General features: G+C 72.0%; 8 protein-coding genes and 2 tRNA genes. 4 read left to right on the top strand and 6 right to left on the bottom strand.

What is annotated here, in order from left to right:
• The first annotated feature begins 11 nt into the window (after positions 1 to 11).
• The gene (gene metG / locus H2041_RS18255) at positions 12 to 1,823 is read left to right on the top strand and encodes a methionine--tRNA ligase (RefSeq protein WP_293415179.1); all 1,812 of its coding nucleotides are present in this window, start codon (positions 12 to 14) and stop codon (positions 1,821 to 1,823) included.
• Here the strand turns inward: metG and H2041_RS18260 are convergent.
• From H2041_RS18260 to rlmB, 6 genes are all read right to left on the bottom strand, one after another.
• A complete protein-coding gene (locus tag H2041_RS18260) occupies positions 1,820 to 3,022 on the bottom strand; it encodes a TIGR03862 family flavoprotein (RefSeq protein WP_293415181.1) in 1,203 nt (400 codons plus the stop codon). The two genes, metG and H2041_RS18260, sit on opposite strands and share 4 nt — an antisense overlap.
• A gap of 23 nt (positions 3,023 to 3,045) precedes the next feature.
• On the bottom strand, positions 3,046 to 3,675 hold the full coding sequence (locus tag H2041_RS18265) for a GDYXXLXY domain-containing protein (RefSeq protein WP_293415183.1): 630 nt from the start codon (positions 3,673 to 3,675) through the stop codon (positions 3,046 to 3,048).
• The gene (locus H2041_RS18270; RefSeq protein ID WP_293415185.1) at positions 3,672 to 4,727 is read right to left on the bottom strand and encodes a DUF2157 domain-containing protein; all 1,056 of its coding nucleotides are present in this window, start codon (positions 4,725 to 4,727) and stop codon (positions 3,672 to 3,674) included. The genes H2041_RS18265 and H2041_RS18270 overlap by 4 nt, the downstream gene beginning before the upstream one ends.
• A gap of 27 nt (positions 4,728 to 4,754) precedes the next feature.
• Entirely contained in the window at positions 4,755 to 5,483 is a 729-nt protein-coding gene (locus tag H2041_RS18275) for a TerC family protein (RefSeq protein WP_293415187.1), read from the bottom strand.
• A gap of 59 nt (positions 5,484 to 5,542) precedes the next feature.
• Positions 5,543 to 6,670 carry a hypothetical protein gene (locus H2041_RS18280; RefSeq protein ID WP_293415189.1) on the bottom strand — a complete coding sequence of 376 codons (1,128 nt, stop codon included), beginning with the start codon at positions 6,668 to 6,670 and terminating at the stop codon, positions 5,543 to 5,545.
• Between the two features lie 127 nt (positions 6,671 to 6,797).
• Entirely contained in the window at positions 6,798 to 7,592 is a 795-nt protein-coding gene (rlmB, locus tag H2041_RS18285; protein ID WP_293415191.1) for a 23S rRNA (guanosine(2251)-2'-O)-methyltransferase RlmB, read from the bottom strand.
• Positions 7,593 to 7,723: 131 nt separating this feature from the next.
• Here rlmB and H2041_RS18290 point away from each other — a divergent pair.
• From H2041_RS18290 to H2041_RS18300, 3 genes are all read left to right on the top strand, one after another.
• Positions 7,724 to 7,809: transfer RNA gene (locus H2041_RS18290), tRNA-Tyr, on the top strand.
• A 45-nt stretch (positions 7,810 to 7,854) separates the two neighbouring features.
• A tRNA-Gly gene (locus tag H2041_RS18295) sits at positions 7,855 to 7,928 on the top strand.
• A gap of 53 nt (positions 7,929 to 7,981) precedes the next feature.
• On the top strand, positions 7,982 to 8,786 hold an 805-nt coding region (locus H2041_RS18300), incomplete at its 3' end, for an elongation factor Tu (protein WP_293415193.1).

The following is an 8,786-nucleotide window of genomic DNA, read 5'->3' on the forward strand; positions in this document are numbered from 1 at the left end:
CCGCCAGCCCCATGTCCCGCATCCTCATCACCTCGGCCTTGCCCTACATCAACGGGATCAAGCACCTGGGGACGCTGGCGGGCTCCATGCTGCCCGCCGACGTGTTCGCCCGCTTCCAGCGCGCGCGGGGACGGGAGACGCTCTACATCTGCGCCACCGACGAGCACGGCACGCCGACAGAACTGGCCGCGGCAGAGGCGGGCGTCGATCCCGCCACCTTCTGCGCCCAGCAGCACGACATCCAGGCCGACCTCGGCCGCCGCTTCGGCCTGTCGTGGGACCATTTCGGCCGCTCGTCCTCGCCGCAGAATCGAAAGCTCACCCAACGCCTGGCGCAGACCCTGTGGGAGCAGGGCTTCATTGAGGAGCGGGTGACGCAGCAGGTCTATTCCAACGCCGACAGGCGCTTCCTCCCCGACCGTTATGTGATCGGGACCTGCCCGCACTGCGGCTACGAGGCCGCCCGCGGCGATCAGTGCGAGAATTGCACCCGCGTGCTCGACCCGGCCGACCTTATCCGCCCGCGATCGGCGGTGTCGCGATCCGAGGACATCGAGATCCGCCCGTCGAAGCACCTTTTCCTGCGCCAGAGCCTGTTCTCCGACAAGCTGCGCGCCTGGATCGACGGCAAGAAGGGCGACTGGCCGCTGCTCGTCACCTCCATCGCCCTCAAATGGCTGGACGAAGGACTTCAGGACCGCGGCATCACCCGCGACCTGGAGTGGGGCGTGCCGGTCAACGCCGCCGACTGGGGCGGCAATCCCGAGGGCGTGAAGCCGGACGTCGAAGGGCTGGCGGGCAAGGTCTTCTATGTCTGGTTCGACGCGCCCATCGAATACATCGGCGCGACCTGGGAGTGGGCCGACGCGAAGGCGGCCGCCGAAGGACGCGGTGAAGCCGACGAGGCCGAGTGGGAGCGCTGGTGGCGCGAACCCGCCGCTTCCGACGTCACCTATGTGGAGTTCATGGGCAAGGACAACGTGCCCTTCCACACGGTCGGCTTCCCCTGCACGCTGATGGGCGCAAACGAGACCCGTGGCCCGGACGGCGTCTGGCGGCCGGCGACCAATGCGCCCTGGAAGCTGGTCGACCGGCTGAAGGGCTTCAACTGGCTCGACTATTACGGCGGCAAGTTCTCCACCTCGCAGAAGCGCGGGGTCTTCATGGACCATGCGCTGGAGTTGCTCCCGGCCGACTACTGGCGCTGGTGGGTCATCGCCAACACCCCGGAAGGCTCCGATGCGACCTTCACCTGGGAACAGTTCCAGGCGCAGGTGAACGCCGATCTGGCCGACGTGCTGGGCAACTTCGTCAACCGCATCCTCAAGTTCACGGAGAGCCGCTTCGACGGCGTCGTGCCCGAGGGCGGCGAGCCCGGCGAACTGGAGACGAAACTGGCCGCCGACGTGGCCGCCAAGCTCGCCGAACTGACCGAGCTGATGGAAGCCATGGAGATGCGCAAGTCGGCCCAGGCCCTGCGCCAGCTCTGGGTGCTTGGGAACCAGTATCTGACCGAGGCGGCGCCCTGGACGGCGATCAAGACCGACCGCGACCGGGCGGCCGTGGCGGTCCGGACGGGCCTCAACCTGGTCGCCCTGTTCGCCAAGGTGTCGGAGCCCTTCATTCCCTTCGCCTGCGAGAAGATCGCCGCCGGCGTCGGCGAGGCCTATCCGGGCCGCTGGCCGGAGGGGACGGACGGGCTCGCCGCCGTCGAGCCCGGCCGGAAGGTCGCCGCGCCCGAGGTGCTGTTCCGCAAGATCGAGGACGCTCAGGTCGCCGAATGGCGCGAGCGCTTCGGCGGGGCGGAGGAGACGGCGCCCTAGGGCCGCGCCGCCAGCCAGTCGGCGAGGTTCGCTGCGGCCGCGCGCCCGGTGGCGAAGCTCGCCTGCAGCAGGTAGCCGCCGGTCGGGGCCTCCCAGTCCAGCATCTCGCCGGCGGCGAAGACGCCCGGGCGCGCCTTGAGCATCCAGCGGTCGTCCAGGCTGTCGAAGGTCAGGCCGCCGGCGCTCGATATGGCGCGCGCCAGACCGGCGTGGCCGGTAAGGGTGAGCGGCAGGGCCTTGAGGCTCGCCGCCAGGGCGGAAGGCTCCCGCGGCAGGTCGCCGCCGAAGGCCTCGCGCAGCAGTCCGATTTCGACGGGGCTCAGCCGCAGCGCCTTGCGCAGCCGGTTGCTCAGGCTGTCGCCGGGTCGGGCGCGCTCCAGGCGGGCGGCCAGCGCCTGGAGCGGCTGGTCCGGGCGCAGGTCGAGGCTCAGACGGGCCTCGCCCCGGGCGGCGATCGCGTCGCGCAATCGGCGCGAGAGGGCGTAGACTGCGCCGCCCTCCAGCCCGTAGGCGGCGATCAGAGCCTCTCCGCGGACCGTCTGGCCGTCGAAGGCGAGGGCGACGGCCTTCAGCGGCTGGCCGGCGAAGCGTGCGGCGAAGTCGGCGCTCCAGCGGACGTGGACGCCCATATTGGCCGGCGCGAAGTCGGCCACCTCGGCCCCGACGCCGCGCAGGACGGCCGCCCACCCGCCGTCGGCGCCCAGACGCGGCCAGCTTGCCCCGCCCAGGGCGAGCAGGACGGCGTCATGTTCTGCGGAGATCTCGCCTTGCGGAGTGTCGAAGCGCAGCGCGCCGGCGGGATCCCACCCGGTCCAGGCGTGCCGCAGCGCAAAGCGGACGCCGGCGGCCTCCAGCCGCGCGATCCAGGCGCGCAGCAGGGGCGAGGCCTTCATGGCGCGGGGAAAGACCCGGCCGCTGGTGCCGATGAAGGTCTCTTGGCCCAGCTCGGCCGACCAGGCGCGCAAGGCTTCCGGCGGGAAGGCCGCGATGGCGCCCGCCAGACGCTCGCGCGCCTCGCCGTAGCGCTCCAGGAAGCCGGGCAGGGGCTCCCCATGGGTGAGGTTCAGTCCGCCGCGGCCGGCCATCAGCAGGCGGCGGGCGAGACTCGGCATCTTCTCGTACACGGTGACGGCGAGCCCGCGCCCGGCCAGCACGTCGGCGGCCATGAGCCCGGCGGGACCTCCGCCGATGACGGCCACGCGCCGCGCTCCGGTCGGCACGCTCAGAACCAGGTCAGCTCGGTGCGCTGACCGCCGATCTCAACGCCCTTCAGACGCGCGCGGCCGTCCGCGCCGACGGAGACGATGGCGAAGGCCTCGGGCCCGTCGCGGCCGGCGTCCCGCAGCGCCGTCTCGATGGCCAGCGCCTCGTCCTGGTCGGCGTAGAAGCGGTCGATGCCGATGTCGAGGGTGACGACGGGCTGGCTCTCCGGTGCGGGCGGCGGTTCGGCCTCGGGGCCGGTCGCCACCGGACCGCGGTCGGGCGGAAGGGTGAAATCGTTGCAGTAGGCCGAGCCGCGCACCGCCAGCGGCCCGAGCGCCAGCGCCGCCTCGCGGGTCGTCGCGCCGCCGGCCACGCTGTGATGGTCGCCGCGGGGGCTGAGCGCGATCCACTCCACGGCCCCGGTCAGGCCTGGCGAACAGGCGGCGCCCTCCGCGCCGGTCTCGGTGAGGCGCAGGGCGGCGTAGTGGCCGCTGAGCAGGCTGCGCGGGTCGACGGCCTCCATGGCCAGCCGCACCTCCTGACCTGCGGCGCGGGCGCGATCCTCGCGCACGACCAGGCCGACCAGGGCGGCGCCGAGGACGAGTCCCGCCAGGGCGATGCGGACGGGCAGGGCGCGGGGCGCGGTCATGCGGCGGCCCTCCGTCGACGCAGCAGGCCGCCGGCGATGAGGGCGGCGACGGAGCAGCCGGCGAAGACGCCCGCCGCCGTCATCAGGCCCAGGCCGAGGTCGAACAGGATGGCGCTGACCGCGGCGATGCCGCCGATGACGCCGGCCGCGGTCACCGCCCCGGCGCGGTCGTGCAGGCCGAGCGCCACGGCGCCGCAGGCGAGCGCCAGCCAGGCGAGCCGGTGGCCGAGGCCGAGGGTGGTCTCGGACAGGTCGACGCCGGAGACCGCAAATGCGGCCAGGGCGCCGACGACGGCCCAGGCGTAGAGCACGCCGGCGGCGCGCATTTCGCGCTCGTTGGCCAGCCGCGTCAGGACCGCGACCATGGCGAAGGCGAGGCTGAGCGCCAGGAAGAGCTCGTTCTTCGGGTCGGGGGTGGCGAAGAGCCAGCCCGCCACCAGGGCCGGACCGGCGATATGGGCGAGCGGCGCGGCGCGCCAGAAGAGGGCGAGGCCCGCCGCGAGCGGCGCGGCGAAGGCCAGCCACCGCAGCTCACCGCTGAACAGGCTGGCCGGGCCGTTCACGTCGCCCAGGGCGATCAGGGCCACGGACGCCACAGCGGCGAAGACCGACCGGCCCGAGAGGGCCAGCACGGCGGCGGCGACGCCGGAGCCGTAGAGGGCGGCCTGGGGATCGCCGGCGATGTCGAAGATCTGTCCCGTCAGGCCGATGGCGCCGGCGTACAGCAGGCTGGCCACGCCCAGCAGGGCGTCGCGGGTCAGGGGCCGGCGCCGCGCCGCGGCCCAGGCGCCGGCGAGCGTCACGCCCAGGAAGACCGCCAGCACGAGGGCGAACCGGGCGAGGCGCGGGATGGCGTCCCAGTTGGCGGCGATGAAGGCGATGGCCGCCAGCCCCGCCAGCAGCGCGCCCATGATGGCCAGGGCCGCCCCGGCGTCGAGGCGGCGGGAATCGGCGACGCTCGCCAGGATCGGCTCACGCGAGGCGGCCGGGACCAGACCCTCGGCGATCCAGCGGTCGAGATCGCCCCGCAGTCGCGCCTTATAGCCCGCCATCCCGGCTTCTCCCCCGCGGCCCGGCCGCTAGTGCAGCCGGTGCTCCGCGGCCTCCTCGGGCCCGATGTCCAGCGGATCCGGCATCAGGGCGTTGTAGGACGGCGTCGCGTCCAGCTTCACGACGGCGTTGCGGTGGCCTTCCCAGATCATGCTGAGGGCCACGTACACCACCACGGCAAGGCCGACATAGCCGATCCAGCGGTGCTTGTGCAGCAGGCGGGCGATGTAGGTGGCCGCCACGCCCATCAGGGCGATGGAGAGTATGAGGCCGAACACCAGGATCACCGGGTGCTCGCGGGCCGCGCCGGCGACCGCCAGCACGTTGTCCAGCGACATGGAGAGGTCGGCGATCAGGATCTGGACGAAAGCCTGACGGAAGGTCTTGGTCGGCCGCGCGCTGGGCTCGGTGGTCGGATCGCCGTCGAGCACGGCTTCCGCGTCGGCCTCGTCGTGGACGGCCTGCTCGCGCAACTCCTTCCACATCTTCCAGCAGACCCACAGCAGCAGGAAGCCGCCGGCCAGCAGCAGGCCGATGACGCCCAGGAGCTGGGTGGTGATCAGCGCAAAGCCGATGCGCATCGTCACCGCGGCGATCAGGCCGTAGAGGATGGCCTTCTTGCGCTGTTCGGCGGGCAGGGCGCCGGCGGCGAGACCGACGGCGACCGCATTGTCGCCCGCCAGGACGACGTCGATCAGGAGGACCTGAAAAAGGGCGGAAAGGGCGGGGCCGCTCTCGGCGATCAATGATTCAAACATCGGCCCTCAATGCGACAGCCGTCAGGCCGCCGCAACGCCTATTGTGCCGCCGCAAGCCCTCAGGCGGGCTCATGCTCCGCCTGTTCCGATTCGGCCGTCTCCGAACGCTCGGCCTCCTCGCGTTCCTCGCTCGAATCGTGGGCGTGGGCCACGGCGGCCCCCGCCGCGGCGCCCACGGCGGCGGCTGCGAGCGGGGCGGCGAGGGAGGCGCCGCGGTCGCCGTCCTCAGAGGCCTCCTCCTCGCCGGCGCCGTAGCCGAAGGTGCGGAAGCGACGGCGGCGGGCGTCCTCGCGGCGGCGGGCCGCGGCGTTGCGGGAAATGGCCGCCAGGATCAGCACGGCCGCCACCACGGCGATGGCCAGCAGGACGGTGCGCCCGGAGATGCCGGAGCGGGCCTCCTGCGCCGCCTCGGCCGCATCGGCGGCGGCGGTTTCGGCGACCTCGGCGGCCTCTCCCGCCGTTTCGGCCGCCTGCTCGGCCGCGCGCTCGGCGGCCTGTTCGGCCTCGGCGGAGTCCTCGCGGTCCCAGAACTTGAAGCGCTCGAGGAAGCTGAGGAAGCCGCCGCCGGACCGGCCCTCCGCCTCGGCGGACGGAGCGGCGGACGCATCGGGCGCGCCGGCCAGCTGCGGCGCGGGCGCCGACTGGATCGGGGCCGTGGGCTTGGGGGCCGGCGCGGGAGCCGCCTGCTGGGCCGTCTTGGGCGCGGGCGCCGGCTTGACGGCCGGGGCCGGGGCTGCGCGCTCGGTCACGGGCGGCGTCTTCGCCACGTCCGACGAGGTCACGCGAGGCCGCGCCGGGGCCTCGGCATAGGCGCGCGGGGCGGCCGCGCGGGCCCGCGGCGCGCCATAGACCTCGGCGCGCTCGGCGGGCGCCATGTCCTCAGGGTTGGCGATCGGACGCATGGTGGTGACCAGCACGCCGTCGCCCCGTCGGAAGGTGATCACGCCGTCCTGCGAGCCGGCGGCGGGCAGGGGCTGGCCGTGCACGGGGGCGGGAGGTCCGCCGGCCAGGCCGGTGTGGTCGGTCTGGGGCTGCGGTCGTCCGCCCATCAGCGGCGGCGGCGGCGGCTCGGCGTAATAGTCGGCGGTCTGGGTCTCCGGACCCTGCGGCGCGCTGCAGCCGGCCAGGGCCAGAAGAGCGGCGCAGGCCGTCAGGCCGAGTCCGCGGTGAATGTTCCAGGTCGCCATAAGAAGTCCCCCGCTTCCTAAGTCGTTCGCGCCGGCGACTGGGGCCGGCCCGTGAAGGTTAATCAAGAGATCACGACGCGGGCGTGAAATCAAAGTCGGGAATCGGCCTGCGTGAACGGCTTTCGCCTCAGGGGCGAGGACGCGCCGCCTCGTAAAGGGCGATCGCCGCGGCGGCGGACACATTGAGACTCTCAAATCCGCCGGGCATGGGAATCTTGGCCAGGACCTCGCAGTGCTCGGCGACGAGGCGGCGCAGCCCGGCGCCTTCGGAGCCCATCACGACGACCGTAGGCGAGCCGTCGAGGGCCTGATCCAGCGCGACGTCCGCCGAGCCGTCGAGCCCCAGGGCGCGCCAGCCCAGGTCGGCCAGCCGATCCAGGGCGCGTGAGAGATTGACCACCCGCGCCACCGGGATCTTGTCCACCGCGCCGACGGCCGCCTTGGCCAGGGCGCCGGTCAGCTGGGGCGCGTTGCGGTCCTGCAGGATCACGCCGACGCAGCCGAAGGCGGCGGCCGAACGCAGGATGGCGCCGACGTTCTGAGGGTCGGTGACCTGGTCCAGCATGACGAGCACGGCGCCCGGCCGCGCCTCGAACTCTTCCAGGGCGACCTCGGGCAGTTCGCCCGGACGGAGGGCCACGCCCTGGTGGACGGCGCCGGGCAGGAGCTGGTTCAGACGCGCCGACTCGACGGTCTCGATCCGGAGCGCGCCGCCGAATCGCGCCTTCAGCTCGGCGGTCCGGTCCGGCGTGGCCACCAGGCGTTCGGGGCGGCCGCGGCGGGGATTCTCCAGGGCGGCGGCGACGGCGTGCCACCCCCAGATCCACCCGCCCGGCAAGGCTTCGGGCCGCTTCTGCGGGGCCGTTGGCGGTCCCTGACGACGAGGTTTGCGGGGCGCGTTGCGTTCCCGGATCGACGACACTATAAGACGCCCTCCATTTTGAGGCCGGGACAGGTCTCCGCCCGTTCCGGGTGTTCGCGCCGCTCATAACAGAGGGCGCAACCTCGGGCGGAGGGAATTTGTTCAGGCGCTCAGAAAGGCACCGAGCGCGCGGGGGAATGTCCCGAGTGGCAAAGGGGGCGGACTGTAAATCCGCTGGCGTCAGCCTTCGTAGGTTCGAGTCCTACTTCCCCCACCACGCCTCGGTTCACAAAGGAGTATTGCGGCGCCCCCGCATCCTTCGGCGGGTATAGCACAATGGTAGTGCAGCAGCCTTCCAAGCTGAGGATGCGGGTTCGATTCCCGCTACCCGCTCCAACATTCATAGACACTTTCCGAGCGCCACGAAGCGCCTCGCCGGCAGGATCCTGATGGCTAAAGAGAAGTTCGAACGCACGAAGCCGCACTGCAACATCGGCACGATTGGTCACGTTGACCATGGCAAGACGACGCTGACGGCGGCGATCACGATGACGCTGGCCAAGACGGGCGGCGCGACGGCGAAGAAGTACGACGAGATTGACGCGGCTCCTGAGGAGAAGGCGCGTGGGATCACGATCAACACGGCGCACGTGGAGTACGAGACGGAGAAGCGTCACTACGCGCACGTCGACTGCCCTGGGCACGCCGACTATGTGAAGAACATGATCACGGGCGCGGCGCAGATGGACGGCGCGATCCTGGTGTGCTCGGCGGCCGATGGTCCGATGCCGCAGACGCGGGAGCACATTCTGCTGGCCCGTCAGGTTGGCGTTCCGGCGCTGGTGGTGTTCCTGAACAAGGTCGACATGGTCGACGACGCGGAGCTTCTGGACCTGGTGGAGATGGAGGTGCGCGAGCTGCTTTCGTCGTACCAGTTCCCGGGCGACGACATTCCGATCACCAAGGGCTCGGCGCTTGCGGCGGTGGAAGGGCGTGATCCGGAGATCGGCGAACAGGCGATCCTGGAGCTGATGCGGACGGTGGACGAGTACATCCCGCAGCCGGAGCGTCCGGTGGATCTGCCGTTCCTGATGCCGGTGGAAGACGTGTTCTCGATCTCGGGCCGCGGCACGGTGGTGACGGGCCGGATCGAGAAGGGCCTTGTGAAGGTCGGCGACGAAGTGGAGATCGTGGGCATCCGTCCGGTGCAGAAGACGACCTGCACGGGTGTGGAGATGTTCCGCAAGCTGCTGG

The sequence above is a fragment of the Phenylobacterium sp. genome, assembly GCF_013911965.1.
Lineage (GTDB): Bacteria > Pseudomonadota > Alphaproteobacteria > Caulobacterales > Caulobacteraceae > Phenylobacterium.

Excerpts from the sequence above, each read along its gene's own strand:
- metG (WP_293415179.1), top strand. The coding sequence starts at position 12 with ATGTCCCGCATCCTCATCACCTCGGCCTTGCCCTACATCAACGGGATC.
- H2041_RS18275 (WP_293415187.1), bottom strand. The coding sequence starts at position 5,483 with ATGTTTGAATCATTGATCGCCGAGAGCGGCCCCGCCCTTTCCGCCCTT.
- H2041_RS18280 (WP_293415189.1), bottom strand. The coding sequence starts at position 6,670 with ATGGCGACCTGGAACATTCACCGCGGACTCGGCCTGACGGCCTGCGCC.
- H2041_RS18265 (WP_293415183.1), bottom strand. The coding sequence starts at position 3,675 with ATGACCGCGCCCCGCGCCCTGCCCGTCCGCATCGCCCTGGCGGGACTC.
- H2041_RS18270 (WP_293415185.1), bottom strand. The coding sequence starts at position 4,727 with ATGGCGGGCTATAAGGCGCGACTGCGGGGCGATCTCGACCGCTGGATC.